The sequence below is a fragment of the Streptomyces sp. NPDC096079 genome, assembly GCF_040303145.1.
GTDB lineage: Bacteria > Actinomycetota > Actinomycetes > Streptomycetales > Streptomycetaceae > Streptomyces.
Map to the genome: position 1 here is coordinate 1 of NZ_JBEOST010000008.1, position 26,146 is coordinate 26,146.

Here is a 26,146-nt window from a genome sequence, read left to right on the forward strand (position 1 = left end):
CCCGACGGCGACAGGAAACACTTGAAACCGAACACCCCCGCGTCGTGCAGCGGACGCAGATCCTTGACGTTGTCCGGCAGCGCACCACCCCAGAAACCCACGTCGACGTGCGCCTTCGCCCGCGCCACCTCCTGCTTCACCCGCAGGTTGCCCACCGTCGTGGTCGGCGGCAGCGAGTTCAGCGGCATGTCGAGCAGCGTCGTGATGCCACCGGCCGCCGCCGCCCGCGTCGCGGTCCAGAACCCCTCCCACTCCGTGCGGCCCGGATCGTTCACGTGCACATGGGTGTCCACCAGCCCCGGCAGCACGACGTCGTCACCGACGTCCTCCAGCCGCGCACCGGCCGGCACCTCCGCCTCGTACGGCAGCACCGCCACGATCGTCCCGCCCGCGACGGCGATCGACGCCGCACGCGTCCCCTCCGGGGTGATGACACGCGTCGAGCGCAGGACCAGGTCTCTCTCGGACAACGGATGTGCTCCTTCTTCTGTGGAGGTGATGGGGGACCGGACGGACCGGACGCGCCGGTGTCACGCCGTGCGCGGGGGCCAGTTGGCGATCTTCTTGGGGCGCGGCGTCGCGTAGGTGCGCACCTTCGAGGTGCTCAGGCCGAGCCGTACGAGGGACTCGGCGATGGTCACCGCCGCGCTCACGCCGTCGACGACGGGAACGCCGGTGCGCTCGACGACGAGTTCGGCAAGGCCTGCCATGCCGCCGCAGCCCAGGCAGATGACCTCGGCCCGGTCGTCCTCGACGGCGCGGGCGGCCTGTTCGACGATCGCCTCGACGGTCGTGCTCTCGTCCTCCTCCAGGGCCAGGACGGGCAGTCCGCTGGCCCGTACGGAGGCGCAGCGGGCGCTGAGCCCGGCGACGTGCAGGCGCTCCTCGATCAGCGGGACCGTGCGGTCGAGGGTGGTGACGACGGAGTAGCTGCGGCCGAGGAACTGGGCCGTGGTGGCGGCGGCTTCGGTGATGTCGACGACCGGGACGTCGAGGAGTTCCTGGAGGCCTTCGCGGCCGTGTTCGCCGTACCCGGCCTGGATCACCGCGTCGAAGGGTTCCGGGTAGGCACGGACGGCCTCCATCACGGCGATCGCGGCGAGGTAGCTCTCGTAGTTGCCCTCGACCGACTCGGCTCCGAAGTCCGGGGTGAGCGGGACGATCTCGGTGCCGGGCGAGGCCGCGGCGGCGGCCTGGCGGCCGATGGCGTCGGTGATGGACCGGGTGGTGTTGACGTTGACGACGAGGATGCGCATGGTCCGGCTTTCCGCTCGTTCGGTTCGTGGGGCTCGGTGGGTCATTCGGCGGCGACGGCGAGGGACTCGCCGTCCACGTCCCGCATGGGCGCCGTGCGGTCCGCGACGAGCGCGTAGAGCCCGGCGCCGAGGACGGCGCCGACGAACCAGGAGAATCCGGCGACGGAGTGGAAGGAGGGCACCAGGGCGACGACCACGGCGACGGCGGCGCTGGGGACGAAGGCGGCGACGGCGCGCGGGTTGAACCCGCGGTGGTAGTGGTATTCGCCCTGCGGGTTCTCGGTGTAGAGGTCGGGCACGTTGACCCGGGACTTACGGAGCAGCCAGTAGTCGGCCATGATCACGCCGAACAGGGGGCCGAGGAGGGCGCCGAGCCCGCCGAGGAAGTAGTTCACGACGATCGGGCTGTCGTAGAGGTTCCACGGCAGGATGACCAGGCCGAGGACCGCGCTGACGACGCCCGCGCGCCGGAAGTCGAGCCGGCGCGGGAAGAGGTCGATGAGGGCGTAGATCGGCGCGACGAAGTTGGCCAGCAGGTTCACCGCGACCGTCAGGGCGATCAGGGCGAGGGAGGCCGTCGCGAGGAGCGCCATGTTGGGGATGGTCCGGACGATGTCCGTGGGGCTGGTGATGACGCGGCCGTCGAGCTTGAACCGGGCTCCGGTGAGGACCACGACGATGACGGCGAAGAAGAGCATGTTGAGCGGGATCCCGATCACGTTGCCGCGCACGATCGAGGCCCGGCTCCTGGCGGAGCGGGTGAAGTCGCAGAAGTTCAGGACGAAGGTCCCGTAGATGACCACCCAGAGCGCGGCGGCCTGGAGGATCTGCAGCCACATCTCGCCGCCGGTGAGCGGGGCGTCGATGGAGAGGGAGACCGAGGCGTCGGCGCGGACGAACATCCAGACCGCGAGGGCGCACATGGTGATGAGGGTGGTCGGCGCGGCGAAGGCCATGTAGCGCCGGATCATCTGCATGCCGTAGCTGACGATGAGGAGCTGGACGACCCACAGGGACATGAAGGTGATCCAGCCGAGGGTCGACTGGCCGAGCACCGCGTTCGCGTCGAGGGACGCCAGGCCGGGGAACAGCGCGACGAGCAGGGCGCTCAGCACGGTGGAGGCCAGATAGGTCTGGATGCCGAACCAGGCGATGGCGACGATGCCGCGGACGGCCGCGGGGATCTTCGCGCCCCTGATGCCGAAGGCGATGCGGCTCATGACCGGGAAGGGCACGCCCGTCTTGTGGCCCATGAACCCGGAGAGGGTCAGGAGCAGGAAGAGCAGCACGGAGGCGAGCGCGAAGGCGGCGAGGATGCCCCAGACGTTCAGGCCGAGCGCGAAGAGGCCGATGGCGAAGGCGTAGTTGCCGAGGCTGTGCACGTCGTTGGCCCAGAGCGTGAAGACGTTGTACGCGCCCCAGCTCCGGCCTTCCTTCTTGGTCGGGGCCAGGTCGTAGGTGTACAGAACGGAACTTGCGGTTCCGTCGGCTGCCGTCTCGGGCTGCCGGGCATCCACAGAAGTCATCTAGGGCCCTCACGTGTGTTCTGGAGGTCTGGGCGGAGTCCATTGGAGATTTCCACAAAGTGGAAACAGTTTTCCGCCCGACAGAACGTAGTTTTCGCCAAGAGCACCGTCAAGGGTTCCGGAGGAACGTCTTCCGTCTCCACGCGTCCATTCCCGGGAGCCCAAGACGCCCTGAATCAGGCACAAAGGTGGCGAGCCCGGGTCTCGGAAGAGACCCGGGCTCGCCGTCCGTGCGGGGTTCGCTCAGCGGACGGGCTCCTGCATCGTCACGCAGTGGGCGCCACCGCCGCCGTTGCCGTAGAGGTTGTCGAGGTTGAGCTGGACGACGGGGCGCCCGTAGGCGGCGGCGATCGCCGTCTTGGCCGCCGCGTCCTTGGCGGTGTCGCCGAACTGGGTGGTGATGACCGCCTGGTTGGTCACCGTCCAGTTCATGTAGGAGCTGAGGAAGTCCGCCCGCTGGCCCGAGGGGATACGGGGCAGGGTGTCGGGCCCCTGGATGGTGAGGACCTGGAGCCGCCGGCCCCGGGCGTCCGTGGCGTTGACCAGCACGTCACGGATGGCCTGCGCGTTGGCGGTCCAGACGTCGGGACGCACGGCGCCCGCCAGCTGCACCATCACCACACCCGGCCTGATGTAGCGGGCGGTGCCGTCGATGTGCCCGTCGGTGACGTCCTGGCCCCTGACGCCGGGCAGCCAGATCATCTTCGAGGCGCCGAAGCGGGACAGCAGCTCCGCCTCGATCTGGGCGCGCGACTTGCCACGGTTGCGGTTGCTGTTCACCCAGCAGCTCTCGGTGGCCATCAGGGTGCCGTCACCGTCGTACTCGATGCCGCCGCCCTCGCCGACCACGGACGCGTTCGCGAAGGAGACCCCGGTGTACGCGGCGACCTTCGGGGCGACCGTCCGGTCCTTGGAGTACGCGGAGGCGGGCAGGCCGTAGAAGGTCGTGGCGTTCTCGCCCCAGGCGTTGAAGTTGAGGCCGAAGGCGTCCATGCCGCCCGCGCCGTCGACCCGGAAGAGCGGTCCGGTGTCCCGCATCCAGCAGTCCGAGACGGGGATGGAGCTGATGACCGTGACGGTGGAGCCGCACGCGGTCCTCGCCTGCGAGGCGGCCGAGGAGCCGTCCGCGCACATGACGACCGGTTCGTACCTGGCGACCTCCTTGGCGAGCTTGGCGATGTCCGCCTGGATCCTGGACAGCAGGCTGCCCCAGATCGTGGAGCTGGAGGGCCAGGCCATCCAGGTCCGCCGGTGCGGGGCGTCCTCGCCGGGGACGCGCCAGGACGCGGCCATCGCCGGCTGGATCCCGCCGAGGACGGGCCCGGCGGCCAGGGCGGCCGCGGCCGCTCCGGTCCGGGCCAGGAGGGTTCTGCGGCTGATGCCGGGGCGCTCGCCGTCGTGCTCTGTCTTCACGTGGTGCTCCTTCTCCCAAAGGTTCTGTACGTGCAGGCGCGAGGTGCTCAGTGGAGTGGGTCCAGCAGCCCCTCCTCCCGGACCATCCGGCGTTCGGTGGCCAGGTCGAGACTTCGGGCGAAGACCCGGTAGAGACCTCCGGCCACCGGCAGGCCGACGAGGATCGAGCAGTCGACACCGCCGAGGCGCTCCGCGACGGGCCCCACGAAGAGGCCCGTGATGACCATGAACGGGGCCATGCAGGCCAGCCCGATCACGTAGGCGAGGTTTCCGCGCCAGCCCCATCGGCCGTAGATCCCGCGCGGGTTGAAGATCTCCCGCACGACGTACTGGCCGCGCCGGACGAAGAAGAAGTCGACCAGGTTGATGGCCGTCCACGGGATGAACAGATACGTCAGGACCACCACCACGTTGGCGAAGAACCAGTTGAACTGGTCGATGCCGACGAGGGTGGAGACCGTCCCGACGGCGGCCAGCATGATCCCGATCGTGGCGACCCGGATGGTCCGGGTCGGCTTGACCGGCCGGAACGAGTCCACGATCGAGATCATCGTGAGGCTGCCGCCGTACTGGTTGATCGCCATGATGGAGAGCAGCCCGACCAGCAGGACGACGACCGCGACCGTGCCGAACCCGCCGAACAGCCGGTCGGCCGACAGCTTCAGGGCGGTGACCGGATCCGTGCCCTCGGGAGCGCCGGCCGAGACCACGGCACCGAGGACGAAGACCCAGATCCCGGAGACGGCGCTGGGCAGGTACGTCCACCAGAAGGTGCTGCGCACCGGGACGTCCGGTCTCAGGTAGCGCGAGTAGTCCGAGACGTACGGCGCCCAGCCCAGCTGGAAGCCGGCGACGAAGACGAACACGAGCATGAACGGGGCGAGTTCGAACGGGCCCGCGTCCCAGGCGTCGTCGGGCAGTCCGCCGCCGAACAGGGCGGAGGAGGTGACGGCCGCGGTGATCGCGACGAAGGGCCAGGTGAGCCACTTGTTGAGCCGGTGGATCCACTCGTAGCCGAAGAGGGCGATCACGGTGGCGACCGCGGCGGCCAGGAGATAGCCGAGGGTGTTCGGCATCCCGGTGAGCAGGTTCATGGCCTGGCCGGAGAGGAGGGCGTCGGAGGTGTTGAAGGCGACGTAGTTGACCAGGGCGAACACCCAGACGGTGAGCGCGGCGCCCAGGTAGCCGAACTGAGGTCGCGACTGCACGAGTTGGGGCAGACCCAGCTGGGGCCCCTGGGCCGAGTGGAACGCCATGAAGAACGTCCCGAAGAGCGAGCCCAGGACGGTGGCGACCACCGTCCACACGAGCGAGGCGCCCATGGACAGCGTCACGACGCCGGTGGCGAGTCCGGTGAGGTTGAGGCTGCCGACGAACCAGATGGCGCCGACGTTCGACGGAGTGCCGTGCCGTTCCGAGAGGGGCACCCAGTCGATCGAGTGCTGTTCGATGCCCGCGTGCGGTGCGGATTCATGCGTCGGCGAGTCAACCGGCCCCATGTGGGCTCCTGTTCAGGGGGTGCGTCGATGAAGCCGTACAGCGCCGCGCGATGTGCGGCGCTGTACGGTGCGCTCACCCTAGGGATTGACTTAAATTTCAGTCAATGACCGGGACGGAACTCTCTGACGTGAATTTCAGTTCCGTGGGTCAGGCGACGGGCTGCTGCTGGGTGACGCAGTGGATGCCGCCGCCGCCCGTGCCCAGACGGTCGATGTTCAGCTGCTCGACGTACCGGTCGGGGTACAGGCGCTGCAGCGTCGCCCGCGCCGCCTCGTCCGCCCTCGCGTCGCCGAACTGCGCGGAGATGACCGCGTCGTTGCAGAGGTAGAAGTTGGCGTACGAGGCGAGGAAGTCACGGTTGGTGGAGCGGATCCGGTTGTAGTCGGGGCCCTGGAGGCGCATCACGTCCATGGCCCTGCCCTTGGCCGTCGTCGAGGCGGACAGGGTGCTGTACTGCAGGCGGGCGTCCCGGGCGTAGGCGTCGTCGTCCGCGGCGACGGGCATCTGGACCAGGGCCTCGCCGTGGGCGAGGAAGCGGGAGGTCGCGTCGACGTGGTCGTCGGTGATGTCCTGGCCCTTGACACCGTCGAACCAGATGACCTTGGACGCGCCGTACGCGTCGCACATCGCCTTCTCCAGCTGACGCTCCGACATCCCGGGGTTGCGGTTGCGGTTCACCAGGCTGCTGCGGGTCGCCATCAGGGTGCCGGCGCCGTCCTGCTCGATGGCGCCGCCCTCGCCGACCAGGTCGGCGTACGTGAACGGCACGCCCACGTGGGCGGCGATCCGCTCGGCGACGAGGGCGTCCTTGGCGTGGGCCTGCTTGTTGCCCCAGCCGTTGAAGTTGAGGCCCACGGTGTCGAGGCCGCCGTAGCCGTCGGTGCGGAAGACGGGGCCGGTGTCGCGCATCCAGCAGTCGTCGACGGGGATGGAGCCGATGACGGTGACGGTGGGTCCGGCCATCGAGCGGGCCTTGGCGGCGCTCGTGGAGTTGGCGCACAGGACGACGGGCTCGTACTTCGCGATCGTACGGGCGATCAGGGCGATGTCCGCCTGGACGCCGCTCAGCTTGTTGCCCCAGATCGCGGTGCTGTCCGGGAAGGCCATCCAGGTGCGGGTGTGCCGGACGTCCTCGACGGGCACGCGGAAGGTGCCGGGGGCGGCGGTGGCCCGGTCGGGGAGGAACGTGGTGGCGACGGCGGCGCCCGCGGCGGTCAGGCCGGCCGCCGCGAGGAACCGGCGCCGGTTGAGGCCGGGGCCCGCGTGGCGGGCGACGGAGCGTTCGTTCATGGTGTGACCTCCTGTGTCGACGTGCTTGCTTGCGCGGTGGGGGGTGCGGTCAGAGCGCCCGGCGGGCCGCGGCGATCGCCTCGGGGTCCCAGCCGGGCCTGGGCACCGACTCCAGCAGGAGCCGTGTGTAGGGGTGCCGGGGCGCGGCGAGGACCTCGGCCGTGGGGCCCGCCTCGACGACCCGGCCCCGGCGCATCACGATGACGTCGTCGGTGACGCACCGGACCACGCCGAGGTCGTGGGTGATGAACAGGTAGCCGATCCGGGTCTCCTCCCGGATGTCGGCGAGCAGGTTGAGGATCTGCGCCTGCACGGACACGTCGAGGGCGGCGACCGCCTCGTCGAGGACGAGGACGGCGGGTTCGACGGCGAGGGCGCGGGCGATGGCGACGCGCTGGCGCTGGCCGCCGGAGAGCTGCCGGGGCCGCGCGTCGGCGGCGCGGGTGCCCAGGCCGACCAGGTCGAGGAGTTCGCGGACGCGCCGGTCGTGGTCGGTGCCGGGGAAGTGCAGGCTCAGGGTCTCCCGGAGGACCTGTTCGACGCTGGTCCGGGGGTCGAGGGAGAGGTACGGGTCCTGGAAGACCATCTGGACCTCGCGCGCGCGGGCCAGGCGCCGGGCCCGGCCGCGGTGACGTGCGTCGCGGGCCCTTCCCCGTACGAGGACGTCCCCGGAGTCGGCCCGTTCGAGGCCGACGACGATCCGGGCGGTCGTGGTCTTGCCGGAGCCGGATTCCCCGACGATGCCCAGGGAGCCGCCCTCGGGGAGGGCGAAGGACACGTCGTCGACGGCGCGGACGCTCCCGAAGGCGCGGTGGAGGCCGACGGCCTCCAGGACGTTCTCAGGCATCGACGGGGCTCCCTTCGAGTCGGTCGCTGTGGTGGCAGGCGGCCTGGTGGTGCGGCCTGCCGGGTGCGGTCCTGGGCTCGGGAGCCTGCTGGTCGCAGATCTCGGTGGCCAGGTGGCAGCGGGCGGCGAACGGGCAGCCGACGAGCTCCTGCCGGAGGTCGGGCGGCTGGCCGTCGATGGCGGCGAGCCGTCCCCGGGGGGCTTCGAGGCGGGGGGTGGAGGCCAGGAGAGCCGCGGTGTACGGGTGCCGGGGCCGCGCGAAGAGCGCCTCGGCGGGGCCGCTCTCGGCGATCCGCCCGGCGTACATGACGTACACGCGGTCGCTGATGGCGGCGGCGAGGTCGAGGTCGTGGGTGACGAAGAGCAGGCCGGTGCCGAAGCGGGCGCGGAGTTCGGCGAGGAGCGCGATGACCTCGGCCTGGGTGGTGACGTCGAGCGCGGTGGTGGGCTCGTCGGCGAGGACGAGGGCCGGGTCGCCCATCAGGGCGGCGGCGATCATGACGCGCTGGAGCATGCCGCCGGAGACCTGGCCGGGGTACGTGCGCATCGCCGACTCGTCGAGGCCGACGGCCCGGAGGAGTTCCCCGGCGCGGGCGGTGGCGTCCGCCCGGGTCATCGTTCCGGTCAGGGTGACGCTCTCGATGAGGAAGTCGCCGATGCGGCGCATCGGGTTGAGGGCGGCACGCGGGTCCTGGAAGATCATGGAGACCGTGCCGGTGCGCAGGGCGCGCAGCCGGTCGGCGCCCAGGGTGAGCACGTCCTCGCCGCCCACTCGGACGGTGCCCTCGACGACGGCGCGGGGCGGCAGGAGGTTCAGGGCGCTGCGCGAGGTGAGGGTCTTGCCGGAGCCGGACTCGCCGACGAGGGCGACGGTCTCGCCGGCGGCGACGTGGAGGTCGACGCCGTCGAGGACGGGGCGGGCCGTGCCGGGCAGGGTGATGCGCAGCCCTTGGACGTGGAGCGGGTACGGGGTGGTGTCGGTGGTCATCGGTCTCTCCTGGCGACGCGGTCGGCCCAGCGTTCTCCGACGACGTTGAAGGCGACGACGGTGAGCACGATGAGGACGGACGGCAGGATCGCCGACAGCGGGTAGCCCTGCTGGATGGCGGTCTGGCCGTCGAAGACCATGCGGCCCCAGTCGGGGGTGAGCGCGGGTACGCCGAGGCCGAGGAAGGACAGGCCGGCGAGGTCCATCAGTGCGTAGCCGAAGTTGATGGTGGACTGGGCGAGGACGACGGGGGCGATGTTGGGCAGGATGTGGCGCAGGGAGATCTGGAGCGCCGAGTGCCCTTGGACCTGGTAGGCGCTGACGTAGGGACGTTTGCGTTCGGCCAGGACGAGGGAGCGGGTGAGCCGGCTGACGTACGGCAGGTACGCGACGGAGAGGGCGATGACGGGGGCGAGCAGCCCTTCGCCGTGGATCGAGATGATCAGGATCGCGAGGAGCATCCCGGGGAACGCGAAGACCAGTTCGGTGCTGCGGGAGAGGACGGAGTCGAGCCAGCCGCCGCGCCAGCCCGCGGCCAGGCCGACGGCGACTCCGGCGACCGTGGAGAAGACCACGACTCCGAGGGGGCCGAGGAGCGAGGTGCGGGCGCCGAGGAGGAGCCGCGAGAAGGTGTCGCGGCCCGCCGCGTCGACGCCGAGCAGGTGCTCGGGGGACGGTCCGGCCAGCGCGTTGCCGAGGTCGACGGCGTTGGGGTCGTACGGCACGAGCCAGGGCGCGAGGAGCGCGGCGGCGGTGACGAGGGCGACGAGGCCGAGGCAGACCAGGTGGAGCGGGGACCGGGCGGTGCGGATCTTCGCGAGGCCGGGCCTGCGGGTCAGGACGGCGGTCATACGGAGGAACTCCTCGATCCGAGGGTGATCCGCGGGTCGACCAGGGGCAGCAGGAGGTCGACGATCAGGTTCACGGTCATGAAGAGAGCGACGATGATCAAGGAGATGGCCTGGACGGTCGGGAAGTCCTTGGTCGTGGTGGACAGCTCCAGGAGCTGGCCGATGCCGCCGATGCTGAAGGCGGTCTCCACGAGGATCGTGCAGACCAGGAGGGTGGAGACGATCAGTCCGCCGGTGGTGAGGACGGTGCCCAGCGAGTTGCGGAACACATGGCGGCGGATGACCTGGCTCTCGGGGACGCCCCGGCTGCGGGCGACGGTGACGTGCTCGCTGTCGAGGGCCTCGACCATGGCGGAGCGGGTGACCCGGGCGAGCATGCCGATCAGGTAGAGCGCGAGGGCGACGGCCGGCAGGGTGAGGTGCCAGACCTGGTCGAGGAAGCCGTCGCCGGATCCGCTGCTGGGGAACCAGCCGAGGTTGACGGCGAACAGTCCCTGGAGGAGGACGGCGGCGACGAAGGACGGGGTGCCGACGGCGAGCGTGGTGCCGACCAGGACGGCCGAGTCGGTGGCGCCGCCGCGGACGGCGCCGACCCAGCCGAGGGCGAGTCCGACCACCGCGACCACGACCAGCGCCATCGCGACGAGCAGCAGCGTGGTGGGGAGGCGGTCGGCCAGGAGCCGGGAGACGTCGGTGCGGTAGGTGATGGACCGCCCGAAGTCCCCTTGGACGATGTCGCCGAGCCAGCTGACGTAGCGGACGAGGAACGGGTCGTCGAGGTGGTACTGGGCGTTGATCGCGGCGAGCGCCTCGGGCGAGGCGGAGCGGCCGGAGAGCAGGAAGCTTGCCGGGTTGCCCGGTGCCAGGTACATGGCGCCGAAGACCACGAACGACGCGGCGAGCAGGGTGGCGGCCATCTCCGCCACCCGGCGTGCGGCGAACCTCACGAAGTTCACTGAGCGGCTCCCGGGGCCGCGGCGCCGACGTCCGCGGCCCACGGGTAGTACATGTACGCGATGGTGGTGGGGGCGCCGGTGATCCTCTTGTTGAGGAAGACGGCGGTGGGCCACTCGGCGACCGGGATCCACGGCAGCTGTTCGGCCACCCTCTTCTGCAGCTCGGTCTCGATCCTCATCCGCTGCTCCGGCTCGTAGACGGAGGTGGCCTGGTCGACCAGCGCGTCGTACCCCTTGTCGCTGAAGTCGGCGAAGTTCAGGTAGGCGCCCGTCTTGAAGTTGGTGAGCAGGTCCAGCGGGTCGGTGATCGAGTCGTAGTAGGTGAGCGGGAACATGTCGATGCCCTCGCGCGCCTCGGGGTCGGTGAAGAGCGCCGTGAAGGCGTTGGGGGCGATCGTCCGCAGGTTGATCTTCAGCCCGATCTGGGTGCCCGCCGCCTGGATCGCGGTGGCGAGGAGGGAGACGTCCTGGCCGATCGAGCTGGTGGCGACGGTCAGGGTCTTGCCGGTGGCCCCCGCCTCCTTGATCAGCGCCTTGGCCTTCTCGATGTCCTGGGTCGCGGGCGGGAGCGCGGCGAAGGCGGCCTTGCGGGTCTGCTCGGAGGCTCCGGCCCAGGCGGCGCGGGTGGTGAGCGAGCTGGTGACGGTGCCCGCGCCGCCGAGTCCGGCCCTGACGAACCCGGACCGGTCGAGGGCCAGGGAGAGCGCCTTGCGGACCCGGAGGTCGCCGAGCGGGCCCCGCATGTCGGTGATGTTGACGTTGACCGTGCTGAGGCCCTCGCCGAAGTACAGGGTGCCGATGCCGCTCTCGCGCAGCCGGCCGTAGCTCTCGGTGGGGATGAGGTAGCCGCCGTCGACCTCGCCGCTGAGCATGGCGTTGGTGCGGGCGGAGGGGTCGGTCAGGACGCGGAAGACGGCCTTCTTCGCCTTGGCCTTGGTGCCCCAGTAGCCGTCGAAGCGTTCGAGTTCGATGGACTGGCCCTTGCTCCAGGTGCCGAGCTCGAACGGGCCGGTGCAGGCCAGGCCGCCGGTGGTGCCGTAGTTCTTCCCCGCCGCCTCGACGCCCGCCTTGGAGGCGACGACGCCCGCGGCGGTCGCCATGTACTGGGGGAACTGGGAGTCGGGCTTCCGGAGCTTGACGGTGACCTGGAGCGGACCCGTCTTCTCTATGGAGGTGACGTTCTGGAAGTTCTGGGCCCAGGCGGCGGCGTTGTCCGGGTCCCGCTGGCGGCCGAGGCTGTAGACCACGTCGTCGGCGGTCATCGTCCTGCCGTCGTGGAAGCGCACGCCGGGGCGCAGGTCGTAGACCCAGGTGGTGGGGTCCGGGTTCGACGCCTTCCGGGCGAGGCCGGGTTCGAGGGTGAGCCCGGGGGTCCAGCGCATCAGGCTCTCGCACACGTTGGAGAGGATCGTGTTCTGCGGGTAGTCGAACGCGAGCGTGTAGTCGAGGGTGGGCGGCTCGGCGTAGACGGCCCACGTGAAGGAGTCGATCGCGCCGCGGGCGGGCGGCGTGGAGGCGGAGAGCCTGGCCGGGGTGCCGCCGGTGCCGGCGTCCTTCGGCGGACCCGCGCAGGCGGCGAGGGCCACGAGGGAGGTCAGGGCGGCGGTCGTCACGGCGAGCCGTCCGCGCCTGCCGCGCGGGCGTCTGCTGCCGGGGGGCAGGGGTGTGGTCATCGTCGCGCTCTCTTTCCGTGAGGGGTGCGGGGGCCGGAGGGCCGCTGGAGCGGCCCTCCGGGAGCGGTCCGTTCTCGGTCAGGCCGTGGCGGGCACTGCGGGGACCTGCTGGGTGATGCAGTGGACCCCGCCGCCGCCGTAGGCGATCGCGGGCGCCCGCACCCCGACGACCTCGCGGCCGGGGTAGGCCGCGGCGATGACCGCGAGCGCCTCGTCGTCCTGGGGCACGCCGGCCACCGGGACCACGACGCCGCCGTTGGCCACGTAGTAGTTCAGGTACGAGACCTCGACCTCGACGCCGGCGATCTCGGTGAACGCGGTCTGCGGGACGTCGACGATCTCGAACGGCCGTCCGTGGGCGTCGGTCGAGGCTTCGAGCACGGCCCGGTTGGCACGCATCCGGGCGTGGTCGGGGTGCGCGGGGTCGTCGGGCAGGGAGACGACGACCTTGCCGGGAGCGGCGAAGGCGCAGACGCCGTCGACGTGCCCGTCGGTCTCCGTGTCCAGCAGACCTCCGTACGGAAGCCAGACCACCTTGTCCACGCCGAGCTGGGATTTCAGTTCCGCTTCGATCTCGTCGCGGTTCATACCGGGGTTCCGGTTGGGGTGGAGCAGGCACTGCTCGGTGGTGATCAGGGTGCCTTCGCCGTCGACCGTGATCGCCCCGCCCTCCAGGATCATGTCGGAGGCGATGCGCTCGACGCCGAGGTGCTCCAGGAGGAGGGCGCTGACGCGGTCGTCGGAGTCGTACGGACTGTGCTTGCGGCCCCAGGCGTTGAAGCGGAAGTCCACTCCGGCGCGGTTGCCGTCGCCGTCGAGGACGAAGAGCGGCGCGGAGTCCCGGAACCAGGAGTCGTCCTGCGTCAGCTCCACCACGGTGATCCCGTCGCCGCACCGCTTCCGGGCGTCGTCGCCGTGGCCGGGCGGCGCGACCATGGTCACGGGCTCGAAGGCGGCGATGGCGCGGGCGACGTTCGCGTACTCCTCCTTGACGTCGTCGAGGACGCTGCTCCACAGGTCCTCCCGTACGGGCCAGGCCATCAGGCACCCCTCGTGCGCGGACCACTCGGCGGGCATACGGAATGCAGTCATCACGGGTCTCTCTTCGTCTCGCCAGAAGTACCCGTCGGCGGGGGCCGGCTCAGCCTGGCGGATGTGCGGGACGGGTACGCGGTGTGAACAGCATCCTCCTCTCGACTGAAAATTCAGTCAAGAGGAGAGCCATGGGTTTTGAAAGTTCGGTCAGTCGAGGGGTCGAAGGACGTGCAGCCGGTCCTCCGGAGGACGGCCCCACGGGTCGCGGTGCGGTCAGCGGCTCAGCCGGGTGACCTCGGCGCCGATGGCGTCGCTCATCAGGGTCCGGGCGTGCGCGATCGTGAGCGTGCCGCTGAGCCAGCGCATGCTGAGGCCCTCCAGGAGCGCGGTGAGCCGTTCCGCGGAGGCGGTGAGGGCGGCGGCCGGGGCCATCGGACGGACCTGGCCGAGCAGCGCGGCCACCTCCTGGACCCAGACCAGAGTGGCCCGGGCCAGATCCTCGCGCAGGAGGTCGTCGAAGACGGCGCTGGCCCTGAGCTCGCCCCAGGCGCTGCTGTTCTCCCTGACCTCGGTCGAGTCCTGGAGTTCGAGGAGGAGCGTCTGGTCCAGCTCCTCGCGCGGGCTGAGCGGCGCGGCGTCCGGATCGCGGTGGGTCGTGTAGCGCTCGGCGCGGTCGTTGATGAACTCCAGCGTCTTGCTCAGGATCCCGGCGCGGTCCTTGAAGTGGTAGTAGATCAGCGCCGTGGACACTCCCGCCTCGGCCGCGAGCTCCTCCACGCGCAGGCCGCGGACCCCGCGCCGGGCGATCACCCGGGCGGCGGCTTCCAGGATCTGGGTGCTGCGAGACGCCATGGCCCGAACCTTACCGGGCGCTCCACCGGCCGGGAATCACGGACCGAGCGCCGACGCGCGGCACGACGGGCCGACCGCCGCCGCCGCCACCGCCGGCCGCTGCCGCTGAAGCGGGCGGCCGGGGTTGTCGTTCGGTGTCGGCCGGCTGCCGTTCGGTGCAGGCCCGGTCAGAGGGACGGGGGGACGACCGGCTGCGACTGCGTGCCGCAGTGGATGCCGCCACCGCCGGTCGCGATGTTGTCGATGTCCAGCTGGAGGACGGTCCGGCCCGGGTAAGCGGCCTGGAGGATCGCGTAGGCGACGCCGTCGGCGTCGTCGTCACCGAACTGGGGCATGAGGACGGCGCCGTTCGCCGTGTAGTAATTGGTGTAGCTGGACAGGAACGCGCTGCCCCTGTCCTTGCCGCGGATCTTCGTGCGGTCCGGGCCGGGGAGCTCCGTGATGCTCAGGCGGCGGCCCTGCGCGTCGGTCGCGCCGAGCAGGATCCGCCTGGTCTCCTCGTAGACCGCGATCCACTTGCTGTCGGTATCCGGCCCCGGCTTGTCCAGGATGACGCGCCCCGGCCCGACGAACCGGGCCAGGCAGTCGATGTGGCAGTCGGTGATGTCCTGGCCCGCGAGTCCCGGAACCCAGATCACCTTGTCGATGCCGAGATCCGCCTTCATGGCCTCCTCGACCTGGTCCTGGCTCATGCCCGGGTTCCGGTTGGCGTTGACCAGCGAGCTGACGGTCGCGAGCAGGGTGCCCTGACCGTCGGTCTCCAGGGAGCCGCCCTCTCCGACGAACCCGGCCCGCACGCGCGGTACGCCGTACTGGCCGAGGAGGGTCGCGGCCGCGGCGGCGTCGTTGGCGAAGGGCTGTGCGTATGAGGTGCCGGTCTTGCCCCAGCCGTTGAAGCGGGTGTCCACACCCGCGACGGCACCGGGGGCGACCACGAAGGTGGGGCCGAAGTCCCGGATCCACAGGTCGTCGTTGGCGATCTCGACGACCTCGATGCCGTAGTGGGCCCCGGCGCCGCAGAGGTAGCGGGCGTCGGCCGCCTGTCCGGGGCGGGCGAGCACGACGACCGGCTCGTAGCGGGAGATCGCGTCGGCCACGCGGGCGATGTCGCGACGGACGCCGCCGAGCAGGTTGCCCCACACCGACGACAGTGCGGGCCAGGCCATGAAGGTCCGGACGTGGGGGTCGGTCTCCGCGGGCATGCGCAGGGTGGCGCCGGTCGGGCCGGTGGCGGCGTGGGCCGGCAGTGCCGACCCGAGGGCCACGAGCGGCACGGCCGCGGCGCCGAGCGTGAGCAGTCGGCGTCGGGACGTCGTGAGGGTGTCCATGGAACTCCTGCCTGGAAGGGATGGGCGGGTGCCGCAGGCATCGTGCCGCAGACTGAAAATTCAGTCAATGATCAGAGTTTCATGACTAAATTTTCAGTCAACATGGGAGACTGGCGGTTCAGACCACTCACGAGGGGGATCACGTGGCGACGGACCGCCGAAGCGCCATCCTGGAAGCCGCCGCACGTGTCATCGCACGGCGCGGGGTCCGCGGGTTGCGCATGGAGGAGCTGGCGACCGAGGCCGGGGTGTCGACCGCCCTGCTCTACTACCACTTCAAGGACCGGGCCGGCATCCTGCGCCACACCCTCGAGTTCATCAGCGACCGCGCCGACCGGTACACCTCCGAGGCGGGCGACGGTGCGGGGCGCAGCACCGAGGCCCCGTCCGACGCCCGGACGGAGCTGGAGCGCTCCCTCCTCCTGGAGTTCCAGGACGCCCCCGAGGTCCGGGAGAACAGCACCGCCTGGGGCGAGCTGCGCGCCAGTGCGATCTTCGAGCCCGAGCTGCGCGGGGACCTGGCACGGGCCACCCTCGCCTGGATCCACGACGTGGCCGACCTGCTGAGCTGCGTCCGGCCGATGACCCCCGCCCCGGCCCTCACGGCGTCGGCGGAGCGACTCACCGGCCTCCTGGAAGGACTCAGCACCCGCTGGCTCAGCGGCGCACTCCCCCTGGACCACGCCCGCGAGCTGGTCAGGGAGGCGATCTCGGTCGAGATCGAGCGCCTGGACCACTGATCGGGGAAGGCCCGGACTGCCGATCAGGGGAGGCCCGGACCGCTGATCGGCGGCGGCCTGGACCGCTGATCGAGGGAGGTCGGGGCGAAAGGATCGCGTCATATTTGACTGGATTTTCAGTCAATGCCACAGTGGTCGCACCGCATCTCCCCGGTCCCGCACCCCCACGATCGGAGACCCCGATGTCCGACCTCCGTCCCTCCCGCCGCCTCGCCGCCGAGTGGGAGAGCCACGCCCGCACGTTCATGTCATGGCCCGCGCTCGAATCCGTCTGGGAGGAGGACCTCCGCTACGTGCGGAAGGACATCGCAGGCCTCGCCCGTGCCGTCGCGGACTACGAGTACGTGGTCATGATGGCCAGGCCCGACCAGCTGGCCGCGGCCCAGCGGGCGTGCGGCTCCCAGGTCGAGGTGATCCCCCTCCCCGTCGACGACCTGTGGGCCCGTGACACGGTGCCCGTCTTCGTCGAGGAGGCGGGAAGGGTCCTCGGAGTCGACGTCAACTTCAACGGCTGGGGCCTCAAGCAGGTCCACGCCCACGACGCCCTGGTCGGCCGGAACCTCCTCCCGGCGTACGGAACGCCCCGGATCCAGGCGCCGTTCGTCGCCGAGGGCGGCTCCTTCGAGACGGACGGAGAGGGGACCCTCCTCGTCACGGAGAGCTCGATCGTCAACGACAACCGGAACCCGGGGCGGAGCCGCGACCTGATCGAGGCCGAGCTCAAGGAGGTCCTGGGCGTGGAGAAGGTGATCTGGCTGCGGGGCGTACGCGGCGAGGACATCACCGACGCGCACGTCGACAGCCTCGTGCGGTTCACCGCCCCGGGCGTGATCCTCCTGGACCGGGCGTTCCCCGGAACGCCCGCCGACTCCTGGTCCCGCTCCGCGGACCAGGCCTTCTCCGTCCTGAGCGAGGCGACCGACGCGCGCGGCCGCCGCTTCGAGATCATCGACCTCCCGCAGCCCGATCCCGACCGCGTCCGGGGCCACGACGACGACTTCCTGTCGACGTACGCGAACTTCTACATCGGCAACGACGCCGTGTACGTGCCCCGGTTCGGCGACCGGAGGGCCGACGACCGGGCGCGGGGCATCCTCCAGGACCAGTTCCCCGAGCGGGACGTCGTCCAGGTGAGGATCGACACCCTCGCCACCGGAGGCGGCGGCATCCACTGCGCCACCCACGACCAGCCCGGCCGGCCGGTCGACTGACCGCACCACGATCCGAGGAGCCTCCGTGGAACTCTCGCCGTACGTCAGAGGGATGCCCGCGGTGTTCCGCCGGTGGCGGAACACCGGCCGGACCGGGCTCGACGGTCACTAACGTCCCGTCCCATGACGACAATGGTGACGCGTACGGTCGAGTATCCGGCCGACGGTCTGACGATGATCGGGCACCTCGCGCTCCCGGCCGGTGCCGGCCGCCGGCCCGCGGTGCTGCTCGGACCGGAGGGCACGGGGCTCAGCGACGTCGAGCGCCGCCGGGCCGATGCCCTCGCCGAACTGGGATATGTGGCACTGGCCTTCGACCTGCACGGCGGACGCTACCTGAGCGACCCCGAGGAGATGCTGGCCCGTTGCCTGCCGCTGCTCGCCGATCCCGACCGGATGCGGGGCATCGGGAATGCGGCGCTCGACGTGCTGCGCGCCGAACCGCGCACCGACCCGGACCGGATCGCCGCCGTCGGCTACGGCACCGGGGGCGCCATCGGGCTGGAACTGGGCCGCGCCGGCGTCGACCTGCGCGCGATCGGGACGGTCAACGCGACCACCACGGGCCGACCGGGCGAGTCGGCGCGCATTCGCTGCCCGGTGTGGGCGGGGGTCGGGTCGGAGGACCCGATCATGGCGCCCGCCCAACGGAACGCGTTCACCGCCGAGATGGAAGCCGCGGGCGTCGACTGGCGCCTCACCGTCTACGGCGGCGCCTTGCACGCCTTCCACCACCCACCGGTCGACCACCCCGCGGTCCCCGGCGTCGGCTACCACCCACGGCACGCGCAACGGGCCTGGCGCGACGTCGTCGACCTGCTCGCCGAGTGCCTGCCCGTGACGGAGGATCCGGGGCACGTCCCAGGGTGAGGACGCCGGCGCCGGACGCTCGCGCGCGCGAGGCGATCACGCCTCACCGGGTGCGGTCGAGCACGTGCGTGAACAGCGCGTCCAGGTCCCGGACGGCGGTGCGCGCCGACGGTGCCTCGCGCAGGGCCAGACGGGCGGAGTCCAGTTGGCGGAGCGCCTCCCCGCGGGTCGCGGTCCGCCCGCCGGCCTCCTCCACGAGCATCGCGGCGAGCGCGGCGGCGTCCCCGTCGATCGGCAGGGCGGAGCCGAGCAGGGCCTCCAGTTCCCGCGCGGCCCCGCCGCCGCCGGCCAGGGCGGCGAGGACCGGGAAGGTCTTCTTGCCCCGCCGCAGGTCGGCGTGGACGGGCTTTCCGGTCACCGCCGGGTCGCCCCAGACGCCCAGGATGTCGTCGACCGCCTGGAAGGCGAGGCCGAGATGGCGCCCGGCCCGTTCGAGAGCGCTCACGCTCGCGCCCGGGGCGCCGCCGAGCACCCCGCCGAGCGCGAGCGCGCACCCCAGCAGGGCGCCGGTCTTGTGCTCCGCCATCGACCGGTACTCCTCCGGTCCGACCGCGCCGGGCCCGCACCAGGGGCGGTCCTCGAAGCGCAGGTCCTCCGCCTGGCCGGACACCAGCGCGTTCAGGGTGCCGGAGAGGCACCGGACCGCGGCGGCGGCGTGCGGCCCCGGGGCTTCGGCCAGGGTTCCGACGGCCTGGGCGAGGAGGGCGTCGCCGGCCAGCACGGCCGGGCCCGTCCCGTACGCCTTCCAGACGGCGGGGCGCTGCCGGCGCAGGGCGTCGGCGTCCATGATGTCGTCGTGCAGCAGGGAGAAGGTGTGCACGAGCTCGACGGCCACGGCGCCGGGAACGGCGTCGGCGCCGTCGGCGCCGACGGACTCGGCCCCGAGCACGGCGAGTGCCTGGCGGAGGCCCTTGCCCTCGGATCCGACGGGGTCCGGGCGCCCCGTCGTGTCGATCCAGCCCAGCGCGTACGCCGCCATCTCGCCGGTCCAGGGATGGAGCCGGCCCACCGCGTCGACCAGCGCGGGCCGGACCAGGGCGCGACAGCGTTCCAGGACGTCGGCCGCGGAGGGGCCGTGACCGGCGGGAGCGTTCGCGCCCGGCGGCGCGGCGGGCGGGCGGAGGGGCGAGGGGGACGTCGGGAGGGCACTCACCGCAGGACCTCCGCGTCCTCGCTCCGCAGCCCGGCCACGTCCGCCGCCCGCAGTGCCTCCGCCCCGACCGTCGGCAGGACCGGCCCGGCCGTCCCCCTCCCGGTCCCCGCGGGGGCCGGCAGGCTGCCCACCTCCAGCTCGGCCGCCGCCTTGTCGACCATGTCCCGGGCGTGCCGCAGGCCGATGCGGTCCAGCGTCGAGCGCAGTTCGGCGAGTTCCGCCGCGGTGTGCGCGGCCTCGCGTCCCAGGCGGGCCTCGGACTTCACGAGGCCCAGCCTCGACAGCGCCGTCCCCCGCGGTTCGTCCATCGCGCGGAACTCCTCCAGGGCCGTCGCGTACAGCTCGCGGGCCTCCTCGTAGCGCCCGGCCCGGTACAGCACGTTGCCGCGCATCTTGTGGTTGTAGGCGAGGGCGCTGGACAGCCGCATCTCCCGGCAGGCCTCCTCCGCCCGCGTCAGCAGCGTCAGTGCGCGCTCCACGTCCCCGTCCCGTACCGACACCACGTCCGCGATGCCGCGCAGGGCCCAGGCCCAGCCGCGCTTGTCCTCGGCGCGCGAGGCGGTCTCGGCCGCCTCCTCGAACAGGGCCAGGGCCTCGTCGTGGCGGCCGGTGTTGCGGTGCATCTGCGCGATGCCCTCCAGCGCCCACACGGTGTGGCGTGCCTCGCCGCGCCGGCGTGCCTCGGTCAGCAGCTGCTCGTGGAGCCTTCCCACGGCCTCGTAGTCGCCCTGGATGCGCCCGGTCTCGGCGAGTCCCGCCAGCGAGTAGCCCCGTACGACGACGTCGCCGCCCCGCTCGCCGCTCTCGGCCGCCAGCCGCAGCAGCCGGTACGCGAGCCTGAGCGCGCCGCGCTGCCGGGCGAGCGTGCCGCCGCTCCACAGCGCCCACGCCATCGCTCCTTCGTCGCCGGCCGCACGCGCCGCCCGGTAGCCGGCCTTCCAGGCCCCGTCGGCCTCCGCGTTCCGCCCGAGCCTGCGGCAGGCCTCCGCGACGGCGAGTGCGCACCGCGCCACCTCCCGCAGGTCACCGGAGCGCTCGGCGGCGCCGAGCGCTTCCCTGCCCCGGGCGAGCACGTCGGGCAGGGAGGCGTTGACCGACATCGACCCCAGAGCCCCTTGGTACTCGGGCGCGGAGGCCCTCGCCGTCCGCTCACTCACCTGACCTGCCATCGGAACCTCCTCGTACCGGCTCGCCGATCGAGCCGACGCGGGGATCAAGACGTCGATCACGGGCGCGGGTTCCGCCTCGGCCGCAATGTCCGTCTCCGTATGGGCGCCGTGTCCCCCTCAAGTGCTACGCGCGTGCCGACGGCTCGTCAGCGAGAGGGATGCGAACGGGTCCTCGCGTGTCGCACTGCTCATCGATCGGCTCCAGCCGCGCGAGGGGGCTCGCGGCGTCACGATCAAGCCGTTCCGGGGGCGTGCGGCATGCTCCGTCGGGGAGCGGGGCACCGATGCCCGCGTGCCCCTCACGGACGACATTCAGCGATTCACCGAGCTGTCGGCGCGGCTGACCGGCTTCCCCGCGGCGGACCTGGCGGCCACCGGGCTCGTCGAGGTGTACCGGGAGGTGGCCGCCGGGGAGCTCGGCGCGGAACGGTACGAGCGCTTGCTGCGGGAGTTCCGGGATCCGCGCGGCCCTTCGACGGCCACCCTCGCCATCGGGCTGTCCGCCGAGGCCCGGTCGGTCACGTACCTCTGGTACACGGGCAGTTGGCCGGGTCCGCCGCCGAGGCTGGTGTCCTCGCGCGCCTACGCGGAGGGCCTCGTGTGGAAGGCGGCCGGGCTCGCGGCCCCCGCCGCCGCTCCCGGAGGGTACGGGAGCTGGGCCGGGGGGAGCGGGCGGTGACGCGGTACGACGTGATCGTCGTGGGCGCGGGGGTCGCCGGCTCGCTCGTCGCGCACCAGCTCGGACGGCACGGCCGGAGGGTGCTCGTCCTGGAGGCGGGCGCGAAGGGCCCCGACGGACCGGCGGCCGACCCGCTCACCGAGTATCTGACGGCGGCCGGCAGGCTCCCGGGCTCTCCCTACCGGGCCCATCCGGCGGCGGCGACCCCCGAGGTGACGGACCTCGCCGGCACGGACGGGACGCCCGTCTTCCGGGCGACCGGCCATCTGCGTCAGGACGGTCCGCTCCCGTACGCCAGCGGGTACGTCCGCGCCAACGGCGGCACCGGCAACATCTGGACCGGCCTCGCTCCCCGGATGCTGCCGGAGGACTTCGACACCGAGGCCTTCGGGTACGGGCGCCGGTGGCCGCTCTCGTACGACGACCTGGAGCCCCATTACCGGGCGGCCGAGGAGCACCTGGGCGTGGCCGCCGACGCCGACGAGCAGCGCGCGCACCTCGGGCTGCGCTTCCCCGAGGGATACGTCTATCCGATGCGGCCCCTGCCCGCCGCGCGTCTGGACCGGTTCATCGCGGCCCGGCTCGACGGACGACGCGTCGAGGACCCCGTCGCGCAGCGCGAGGTGGAGCTGAGGGTGGTCGGCACGCCGCACGCCCGCAACGGTGTCCCCGACCCCCGGTACGACGGCGGCCGCGGCTACGTCCCGCGGGGGCGGGACGGCAGGCCCGACCCGGACAACCGGTGCGTGGGCAGTGCGGGGTGCATCCCGCACTGCCCCTCGTACGCGAAGTACACCCCGCTCAAGACCCAGGGCCGTTGGGGCGCGTCCGTCGTGCTCCGGGACCGGTCGGTGGTGAGCCGCGTGCTCGTCGACGGGCGGGGCCGGGCGACGGGGGTGGAGTACCGCGCGTACGACGGCACGGTGTCCGTCGCACGCGCCGATGTCGTGGTGCTCGCCGCGCACGCGGTGGAGAACGCCCGGCTGCTGCTCCTGTCCGGACTGGCTGACCGCAGCGGCCAGGTCGGACGCAATCTGATGGACCATCCCGTACTGCTGACCTGGGGGCTGCTCCCCGCGGGCGAGGACGCCGGGGTGTACCGGGGTCCCGGCTCCGTGTCCGGCTTCGAGGGTTTCCGGTCCGGCCCGGCGCGGAAACTGAGGGCGCCGTTCCGGGTCGAGTTCGGGACGTGGGGGTGGATCTGGGCTCAGGGCCCGGTGGAGACGGACGTGGACCACTTCCTGACCGGACGGGGCCTGTTCGGCGAGGAGTTGCGCCGGGCGGTGGGCGACCGGGTCCGGCGCCAGTTCGCCCTCCAGTTCGAGATGGAGCAGGGCGCGGACCCCGCGAACCGGGTCACGCTCCATCCGCGCGAGCGCGACGCACTGGGGCTGCCCCTGCCGCTCGTCACGTACGACCTCGACGAGCACGTCAAGGAGGGGATGGTGGCGGCCCGCGCCGTCTCGGAGCGGCTGTTCGCCCTGCTCGGCGCCGAGGACCACACCGACTACGCGCCCGCGGCGGCCTGGCCCGGCCGCTTCGAGCACCGCGGGCGCGCGTACGGCTACCGGGGGGCCGGGCACGCCGCCGGCACGCACCTCATGGGCGACTCCCCCGCCACGTCCGTCGTGGACGCCTGGCAGCGCTGCTGGGACCACCCGGGTCTGTACGCGGTGGGCTGCGGCAGCATGCCCTCGGTCGCCACGTCCAACCCGACGCTGACCATGGCGGCGCTGGCCCTGCGCAGCGCCGAGCGCGTCGAGGCGGACCTGGCCGCCCGCGACCGGCCCGTGTCCCTCTCCCCCGACCCTGGAGCCCCGTCATGAGCGCACCGTCCCTGCCGCCCGTACCCGAGCCCTTCCGGCTCCCCTTCCACTACGGTGCCCTGCACCAGGTCGGCGTCGACTGGCCGGTCGACCCGGAGCCTGTGCGACAGCTCCTCGGCAAGCACCATCCGGACCTGACCGCGGCCACCTTCGACGACGGTCGGGCGCTGCTCTCCGTCAACTTCCAGCTGTACTTCGCGCAGTACGCGTTCGGCGGCGGCGTCACCCAGGAGATCGAGGTGAACGTCATCGCGTTCCCGACGGCCGACGCCCACCGTCTGCCGCGGCTCTCCTACGCCGAGTACGCGCGGGGTTGGGACCAGACGAAGCTCCTCGGCATCGCCCGGCTGCACGTCGTCTGCGACAACCCGTTCGCCATCAGGGCCGGGCGCGAGCTCTACGCGGAACCCAAGTACCCGGGCTGGTTCGAGGTCGGCATGCCGTCCCTCAACGGGCCCGCGGGCGAGACGTGGACCGTGCGCTGCGGCTCGGCCGAGGTCGGCCCCGACGACACCCTGGAGAAGGCGCCGGACCCGCTGCTCGACCTCACGGTGAGGCTGGACGGCCTGACCGCCGTCCCCGCCTGCTCCGCCCCGGTCACCGGCTACGGCACCGACCGCGAGGGGCGTCTGCGCGCCGGCCCGATGAACGTCTCCCAGCCCTACGCCTGGTACGACATGAGCGCCCCGGAGCACTCCGGACGCACCCTCCTCCAGGTGCGGGCTCCGGGCGGCGACCTCGGCCGGGACCTCCGCGCGCTGCTCCCGGACGGCACACCGGCCGCCGGCGCCTGGACGTACCAGTCGCCGCCGGTGGCGGCCCACCTCCGCCCGTACTACCCGGCCGCGGGCCCGCTCGTCTGACCCTCCCCCGCGTCCCTGGTCAACGGCCGGTTCCCTCGGGACGGTGACGCGAGCGAGGACGTACGGCGCGGCACTCGGAAGGCGAGAAAGATCATGGCCTTCACTGTGCATCCATGAGGCCGTCTCGTGCGTCTTCCATGCGCCGGGTCCGTGTCCGGACCCGGACGACATCGATTCCAACCAAGGGCAGAACACTTTGCTGAATCCGACACTCGGCCTGCGCAGCGCCGTGACCGTCTCGCTCACGGCCTCGGCCGTGCTGGCCGGCGGGCTCTTCGCCGGCCAGGCGCACGCCGCGCCCGCCGTCCCGTCGATCACCGCCCCCGGCGGCTTCGTCATGAACAACGGGACGGGTACGACGCTGTACGGAAAGGCCGCGGACACCCGCCGGTCGACCGGCTCCACCACGAAGATCATGACCGCGAAGGTGGTGCTGTCCCAGCGCAACCTCAACCTGGACGCCAAGGTCACCATCGACAAGGCGTACAGCGACTACATCGTCGCCAAGAACGCCTCGTCGGCCCGGCTCATCGTCGGCGACAAGGTGACCGTCCGGCAGCTCCTGTACGGCCTGATGCTGCCGTCGGGATGCGACGCCGCCTACGCGCTGGCCGACAAGTTCGGCACGGGCACCACGCGCGCGGCCCGGGTCAAGTCCTTCATCGGCAAGATGAACGACGAGGCGCGGAAGATGGGTCTGCGGAACACCCACTTCGACTCGTTCGACGGAATAGGGAGTGGGCAGAACTACTCGACTCCGCGTGATCTGACGAAGATCGCCAGCAGCGCGATGAAGAACTCCACGTTCCGCGCCGTCGTCGCGACCAAGTCGACGAAGCAGAAGGTGACCACGAGGACCGGCGGTTACCGGTACATGGCGTGGACCAACACGAACAAGCTGCTGAGCACGTACAGCGGCGCGATCGGCGTGAAGACCGGTTCGGGCCCGCAGGCCAAGTACTGCCTGGTCTTCGCGGCCACCCGCGGGAACAAGACGGTCATCGGCACGGTGCTCGCCTCGCCTTCCGAGGCGAACCGGGCGACCGACGTGAAGAAGCTGCTGGACTACGGCTTCGCCAGGTAGTCCACGGCGACCGGCGCCCGGCGGCGCCGTTCCGGCCCGGGCCGTCCCCCGTTCCACGGGAGGCGGCCCGGCGCCGTTCCGGCACGCGTCAGCGCCCCAGACGCCGGTTCGCGTCGAACCGGACGAGTACGCGCACGACCCGCCGGACGCCCGCGACGGCTGCGAGCACCGCTCCCACCACGAGCAGGGTCTTCCTCACGGTCCCGGACGCGCCGAACGCGAGCGCCGGGACCAGGAACGCGCCGAACACGATCGCGGCCAGGAAGGCCGCCGTCACCAGCGCGAACATGATCTCCACCGTCATCGCGTCCTTCTCCCGCCGCGACTCCCGCCCCATGTCCTCCATGGGAGGAGTCTCGCACGGCGCTCAACGGCCGCCGTCCTCCTCGGGCGTTCGGGGTGCCGTCACGGTCGTGAGGTGTTCGGCGTACTCGTTCAGGGCCGCCAGGGCCTGCTCGTCGTCGCGGTCGATCAGCCAGTTCAGGGTGAGTCCGTCCATGACGCTGAGGCCGTAGCGCGCCAGGGCCGGGAGGGGGACGGTCCAGCCGAAGCCCGCGAGGCGGGCGATGGTCTCCAAGTGGTCGCTGTAGACCTTGAGGTAGTGCTGGTACTGGCGGCGGGCGACGTCGGCCAGGCCGGGCTGGCGCAGGGCGTACTGGGTGAGTTCGTAGGTGACCATGTGTTCGGCGGGCCGCGCGCGGACCTGGTCCCAGTAGGCGTGCAGGGTGCGGAAGACGACCTCCCGGATCGAGGCCTCCCCCGCCCCGGTCGCGGTGGCGGGGGCGACGCTCCGCAGCGTGATCCGTTCGATCACGCTGTGCAGGAGCTCCTCCTTGGAGCGGAAGCAGTAGTGGAAGGCCCCGAGGGGCAGTCCCGCCTCGCTGACGACGGCACGTGTCGTGGTCTTGGCGACCCCGTCGCGGATCATGACGCGGAGGGCCGCCTCGACCAGCTGCTCGCGGCGCTCGTCTGCTGAGCGGCGGGTCATGGCGTCTCCAGGGAGGGGGTGCGGCGGTGAACCGGGTCAACGTATCCC

General features: G+C 71.9%; 25 protein-coding genes. 7 read left to right on the top strand and 18 right to left on the bottom strand.

The features are described 5' to 3' along the window. The 14 genes from ABTY59_RS17925 to ABTY59_RS17990 form a co-directional block, all read right to left on the bottom strand. On the bottom strand, positions 1 to 470 hold a 470-nt coding region (locus tag ABTY59_RS17925), incomplete at its 3' end, for an amidohydrolase family protein (protein ID WP_352019921.1). Positions 471 to 530: 60 nt separating this feature from the next. Next, entirely contained in the window at positions 531 to 1,256 is a 726-nt protein-coding gene (locus ABTY59_RS17930) for an aspartate/glutamate racemase family protein (RefSeq protein WP_352019922.1), read from the bottom strand. Between the two features lie 41 nt (positions 1,257 to 1,297). After that, positions 1,298 to 2,782 (bottom strand): NCS1 family nucleobase:cation symporter-1, encoded by a 1,485-nt coding sequence (locus ABTY59_RS17935; protein WP_352019923.1) that lies wholly within the window; start codon positions 2,780 to 2,782, stop codon positions 1,298 to 1,300. 243 nt (positions 2,783 to 3,025) lie between these two features. Beyond that, complete coding sequence (locus ABTY59_RS17940) at positions 3,026 to 4,195, bottom strand: agmatine deiminase family protein (protein WP_352019924.1); 1,170 nt, start codon at positions 4,193 to 4,195, stop codon at positions 3,026 to 3,028. Between the two features lie 47 nt (positions 4,196 to 4,242). Next, a complete protein-coding gene (locus ABTY59_RS17945; protein ID WP_352019925.1) occupies positions 4,243 to 5,694 on the bottom strand; it encodes a purine-cytosine permease family protein in 1,452 nt (483 codons plus the stop codon). A gap of 148 nt (positions 5,695 to 5,842) precedes the next feature. Then, positions 5,843 to 6,985: an agmatine deiminase family protein gene (locus tag ABTY59_RS17950; RefSeq protein WP_352019926.1), complete on the bottom strand. Its 1,143-nt coding sequence runs from the start codon at positions 6,983 to 6,985 to the stop codon at positions 5,843 to 5,845. Positions 6,986 to 7,034: 49 nt separating this feature from the next. Then, positions 7,035 to 7,832, bottom strand: coding sequence for an ABC transporter ATP-binding protein (locus tag ABTY59_RS17955; protein WP_352019927.1), 798 nt, complete (start codon positions 7,830 to 7,832; stop codon positions 7,035 to 7,037). Beyond that, positions 7,825 to 8,820 (bottom strand): ABC transporter ATP-binding protein, encoded by a 996-nt coding sequence (locus ABTY59_RS17960; RefSeq protein WP_352019928.1) that lies wholly within the window; start codon positions 8,818 to 8,820, stop codon positions 7,825 to 7,827. The genes ABTY59_RS17955 and ABTY59_RS17960 overlap by 8 nt, the downstream gene beginning before the upstream one ends. Further along, positions 8,817 to 9,671 carry an ABC transporter permease gene (locus ABTY59_RS17965; protein WP_352019929.1) on the bottom strand — a complete coding sequence of 285 codons (855 nt, stop codon included), beginning with the start codon at positions 9,669 to 9,671 and terminating at the stop codon, positions 8,817 to 8,819. Before ABTY59_RS17965 ends, ABTY59_RS17960 begins: the two co-directional genes overlap by 4 nt. Continuing rightward, complete coding sequence (locus ABTY59_RS17970) at positions 9,668 to 10,627, bottom strand: ABC transporter permease (protein ID WP_352019930.1); 960 nt, start codon at positions 10,625 to 10,627, stop codon at positions 9,668 to 9,670. Before ABTY59_RS17970 ends, ABTY59_RS17965 begins: the two co-directional genes overlap by 4 nt. Beyond that, complete coding sequence (locus ABTY59_RS17975) at positions 10,624 to 12,300, bottom strand: ABC transporter substrate-binding protein (protein ID WP_352019931.1); 1,677 nt, start codon at positions 12,298 to 12,300, stop codon at positions 10,624 to 10,626. Before ABTY59_RS17975 ends, ABTY59_RS17970 begins: the two co-directional genes overlap by 4 nt. Positions 12,301 to 12,378: 78 nt before the next feature. Beyond that, the gene (locus ABTY59_RS17980) at positions 12,379 to 13,392 is read right to left on the bottom strand and encodes an agmatine deiminase family protein (protein WP_352019932.1); all 1,014 of its coding nucleotides are present in this window, start codon (positions 13,390 to 13,392) and stop codon (positions 12,379 to 12,381) included. 216 nt (positions 13,393 to 13,608) lie between these two features. Continuing rightward, positions 13,609 to 14,187, bottom strand: coding sequence for a TetR/AcrR family transcriptional regulator (locus ABTY59_RS17985; protein WP_352019933.1), 579 nt, complete (start codon positions 14,185 to 14,187; stop codon positions 13,609 to 13,611). A 167-nt stretch (positions 14,188 to 14,354) separates the two neighbouring features. After that, the gene (locus ABTY59_RS17990; protein WP_352019934.1) at positions 14,355 to 15,515 is read right to left on the bottom strand and encodes an agmatine deiminase family protein; all 1,161 of its coding nucleotides are present in this window, start codon (positions 15,513 to 15,515) and stop codon (positions 14,355 to 14,357) included. 143 nt (positions 15,516 to 15,658) lie between these two features. Between ABTY59_RS17990 and ABTY59_RS17995 the strand changes: the two genes are divergently transcribed. The 3 genes from ABTY59_RS17995 (at position 15,659) to ABTY59_RS18005 (ending at position 18,336) form a co-directional block, all read left to right on the top strand. Beyond that, positions 15,659 to 16,255, top strand: a complete 597-nt coding sequence (locus ABTY59_RS17995) for a TetR/AcrR family transcriptional regulator (protein WP_352019935.1) — start codon at positions 15,659 to 15,661, stop codon at positions 16,253 to 16,255. Positions 16,256 to 16,347: 92 nt separating this feature from the next. Beyond that, on the top strand, positions 16,348 to 17,466 hold the full coding sequence (locus ABTY59_RS18000) for an agmatine deiminase family protein (RefSeq protein ID WP_469535373.1): 1,119 nt from the start codon (positions 16,348 to 16,350) through the stop codon (positions 17,464 to 17,466). A gap of 123 nt (positions 17,467 to 17,589) precedes the next feature. Then, positions 17,590 to 18,336 carry a dienelactone hydrolase family protein gene (locus ABTY59_RS18005; RefSeq protein ID WP_352019937.1) on the top strand — a complete coding sequence of 249 codons (747 nt, stop codon included), beginning with the start codon at positions 17,590 to 17,592 and terminating at the stop codon, positions 18,334 to 18,336. Positions 18,337 to 18,379: 43 nt separating this feature from the next. Here the strand turns inward: ABTY59_RS18005 and ABTY59_RS18010 are convergent, their stop codons facing one another. Continuing rightward, positions 18,380 to 19,390 carry a polyprenyl synthetase family protein gene (locus ABTY59_RS18010; RefSeq protein WP_352020190.1) on the bottom strand — a complete coding sequence of 337 codons (1,011 nt, stop codon included), beginning with the start codon at positions 19,388 to 19,390 and terminating at the stop codon, positions 18,380 to 18,382. A 95-nt stretch (positions 19,391 to 19,485) separates the two neighbouring features. Continuing rightward, a complete protein-coding gene (locus ABTY59_RS18015) occupies positions 19,486 to 20,658 on the bottom strand; it encodes a tetratricopeptide repeat protein (RefSeq protein WP_352019938.1) in 1,173 nt (390 codons plus the stop codon). A 292-nt stretch (positions 20,659 to 20,950) separates the two neighbouring features. Between ABTY59_RS18015 and ABTY59_RS18020 the strand changes: the two genes are divergently transcribed. The 4 genes from ABTY59_RS18020 to ABTY59_RS18035 all read left to right on the top strand — a co-directional run bounded on the left by ABTY59_RS18020 (position 20,951) and on the right by ABTY59_RS18035 (position 25,110). After that, complete coding sequence (locus ABTY59_RS18020) at positions 20,951 to 21,337, top strand: hypothetical protein (RefSeq protein ID WP_352019939.1); 387 nt, start codon at positions 20,951 to 20,953, stop codon at positions 21,335 to 21,337. Then, a complete protein-coding gene (locus ABTY59_RS18025) occupies positions 21,334 to 23,163 on the top strand; it encodes a GMC family oxidoreductase (RefSeq protein WP_352019940.1) in 1,830 nt (609 codons plus the stop codon). The genes ABTY59_RS18020 and ABTY59_RS18025 overlap by 4 nt, the downstream gene beginning before the upstream one ends. Then, positions 23,160 to 24,026 (top strand): hypothetical protein, encoded by an 867-nt coding sequence (locus tag ABTY59_RS18030; protein ID WP_352019941.1) that lies wholly within the window; start codon positions 23,160 to 23,162, stop codon positions 24,024 to 24,026. Before ABTY59_RS18025 ends, ABTY59_RS18030 begins: the two co-directional genes overlap by 4 nt. Positions 24,027 to 24,243: 217 nt before the next feature. Next, positions 24,244 to 25,110 carry a D-alanyl-D-alanine carboxypeptidase family protein gene (locus ABTY59_RS18035; protein ID WP_352020191.1) on the top strand — a complete coding sequence of 289 codons (867 nt, stop codon included), beginning with the start codon at positions 24,244 to 24,246 and terminating at the stop codon, positions 25,108 to 25,110. Between the two features lie 88 nt (positions 25,111 to 25,198). Here the strand turns inward: ABTY59_RS18035 and ABTY59_RS18040 are convergent, their stop codons facing one another. Beyond that, positions 25,199 to 25,456 (bottom strand): DUF6332 family protein, encoded by a 258-nt coding sequence (locus tag ABTY59_RS18040; protein ID WP_352019942.1) that lies wholly within the window; start codon positions 25,454 to 25,456, stop codon positions 25,199 to 25,201. A gap of 21 nt (positions 25,457 to 25,477) precedes the next feature. Beyond that, positions 25,478 to 26,098, bottom strand: coding sequence for a TetR/AcrR family transcriptional regulator (locus tag ABTY59_RS18045; RefSeq protein ID WP_352019943.1), 621 nt, complete (start codon positions 26,096 to 26,098; stop codon positions 25,478 to 25,480). Positions 26,099 to 26,146 lie beyond the last annotated feature (48 nt).

Bases quoted from the DNA above. Each gene is read 5' to 3' on its own strand.
- ABTY59_RS18005 (WP_352019937.1), top strand. From the start codon at position 17,590: ATGACGACAATGGTGACGCGTACGGTCGAGTATCCGGCCGACGGTCTG.
- ABTY59_RS18045 (WP_352019943.1), bottom strand. From the start codon at position 26,098: ATGACCCGCCGCTCAGCAGACGAGCGCCGCGAGCAGCTGGTCGAGGCG.
- ABTY59_RS17960 (WP_352019928.1), bottom strand. From the start codon at position 8,820: ATGACCACCGACACCACCCCGTACCCGCTCCACGTCCAAGGGCTGCGC.
- ABTY59_RS18040 (WP_352019942.1), bottom strand. From the start codon at position 25,456: ATGGAGGACATGGGGCGGGAGTCGCGGCGGGAGAAGGACGCGATGACG.
- ABTY59_RS17985 (WP_352019933.1), bottom strand. From the start codon at position 14,187: ATGGCGTCTCGCAGCACCCAGATCCTGGAAGCCGCCGCCCGGGTGATC.
- ABTY59_RS17930 (WP_352019922.1), bottom strand. From the start codon at position 1,256: ATGCGCATCCTCGTCGTCAACGTCAACACCACCCGGTCCATCACCGAC.
- ABTY59_RS17980 (WP_352019932.1), bottom strand. From the start codon at position 13,392: ATGACTGCATTCCGTATGCCCGCCGAGTGGTCCGCGCACGAGGGGTGC.
- ABTY59_RS18015 (WP_352019938.1), bottom strand. From the start codon at position 20,658: ATGGCAGGTCAGGTGAGTGAGCGGACGGCGAGGGCCTCCGCGCCCGAG.
- ABTY59_RS17990 (WP_352019934.1), bottom strand. From the start codon at position 15,515: ATGGACACCCTCACGACGTCCCGACGCCGACTGCTCACGCTCGGCGCC.
- ABTY59_RS17955 (WP_352019927.1), bottom strand. From the start codon at position 7,832: ATGCCTGAGAACGTCCTGGAGGCCGTCGGCCTCCACCGCGCCTTCGGG.
- ABTY59_RS18030 (WP_352019941.1), top strand. From the start codon at position 23,160: ATGAGCGCACCGTCCCTGCCGCCCGTACCCGAGCCCTTCCGGCTCCCC.
- ABTY59_RS17935 (WP_352019923.1), bottom strand. From the start codon at position 2,782: ATGACTTCTGTGGATGCCCGGCAGCCCGAGACGGCAGCCGACGGAACC.
- ABTY59_RS17965 (WP_352019929.1), bottom strand. From the start codon at position 9,671: ATGACCGCCGTCCTGACCCGCAGGCCCGGCCTCGCGAAGATCCGCACC.
- ABTY59_RS17945 (WP_352019925.1), bottom strand. From the start codon at position 5,694: ATGGGGCCGGTTGACTCGCCGACGCATGAATCCGCACCGCACGCGGGC.
- ABTY59_RS17975 (WP_352019931.1), bottom strand. From the start codon at position 12,300: ATGACCACACCCCTGCCCCCCGGCAGCAGACGCCCGCGCGGCAGGCGC.
- ABTY59_RS17950 (WP_352019926.1), bottom strand. From the start codon at position 6,985: ATGAACGAACGCTCCGTCGCCCGCCACGCGGGCCCCGGCCTCAACCGG.